The organism is Streptomyces phaeochromogenes, assembly GCF_001418655.1.
In the GTDB taxonomy this organism is placed as follows: domain Bacteria; phylum Actinomycetota; class Actinomycetes; order Streptomycetales; family Streptomycetaceae; genus Streptomyces; species Streptomyces phaeochromogenes.
Genome location: NZ_LIQZ01000534.1, coordinates 1 through 1,137, shown reverse-complemented (window position 1 = coordinate 1,137; position 1,137 = coordinate 1). Strand labels below are relative to the sequence as shown.

The 1,137-nt window shown below is 73.4% G+C and carries 2 protein-coding genes; both read left to right on the top strand.

From position 1 onward, the window contains the following. The coding region (locus AOK17_RS45045; RefSeq protein WP_483855191.1) for a UbiA prenyltransferase family protein at window positions 1-568 on the top strand (568 nt) is incomplete at its 5' end. After that, the coding region (locus AOK17_RS45040) for a sugar phosphate isomerase/epimerase family protein (RefSeq protein ID WP_157881541.1) at window positions 565-1,137 on the top strand (573 nt) is incomplete at its 3' end. The genes AOK17_RS45045 and AOK17_RS45040, both read left to right, overlap by 4 nt.

The following is a 1,137-nucleotide window of genomic DNA, read 5'->3' as shown; positions in this document are numbered from 1 at the left end:
GGCCCGTTCCCTGGACCTCCTGCTCGGCGGGGTGGCCGCCAACGGCGACATCCGCAGGGCACTGCCCTCCGCACTGGCCCTGGGCACCCACACCCTGGCCGTCACCACGGTCTCCCGCCACGAGACCCAGGGCGGTTCACCGTGGGCCCCCTTGAGCGGATTGGCCACGACGGCGGCACTGGCCTGGTCCATCACCCACGACGACCCGACACGGGACCGGCAGCCGGGACGGGATCGGCAACCGGGACGGGATCGTAGGCCGGGACGGGACTGGCAGTCAGGAGGGGACTGGCAACCAGGTCGCGCGGTGGCAAGCGCCGCGAACCTCGTGTCCCTGCGCGGAGCACTCGCCGCCGTCTACGCGGCGACCGCCGCCCGCCCCCTCTTCCACGCCGCCCTGAACCCGTCACCCCAACTCACCCAACGAGCCGTCGGCGGCGGCATCCGAGCCATGATCCCCCTGCAGGCCGCCCTCGCGGCCCGCTCCGGCTCTCCGGTCACCGCCCTGCTGACGGCGGCGCTCGCTCCGGCCGCCCGCCGGTTCGGGCGGAAGGTGAGCATGACATGAGCCTCCGGCCGAGCCCCCGCCCCACCGCGCACCCCCTTCGCTACTCCTACGGCACCAACGGCCTGACCGACCTCCGCCTGGACGACGCCCTCTCCCTTCTCGCGGACCTCGGCTACGACGGCGTCGGTCTGACGCTCGACCACATGCACCTGGACCCGCTCGCCCCCGACCTCGCGGCCCGCACCCAGAAACTCGCCCGCAGACTGGACGAGCTCGGCCTGGGCGTCACCATCGAGACCGGCGCCCGCTACGTACTCGACCCGAGGCGCAAGCACGGCCCGTCCCTTCTCGACCCGGACCCGGCCCAACGCGCCCGCCGCGCCGACCTGCTCGTCAGAGCCGTCCAGATCGCCACCGACCTCGGAGCCCACGCGGTCCACTGTTTCAGCGGCATCCTCCCGAAGGACACGGCCGGAGAATCAGGCACCGAAGGACAGGAGGTCACGGCCGAGGACGCCGCCTGGAAGCGCCTCGCCGAAACCCTCACCCCCGTCCTCGACGCCGCCACCGCCGCCGGAATCCCCCTCGCCGTCGAACCCGAACCCGGTCACCTCCTCGCCACCCTCGAC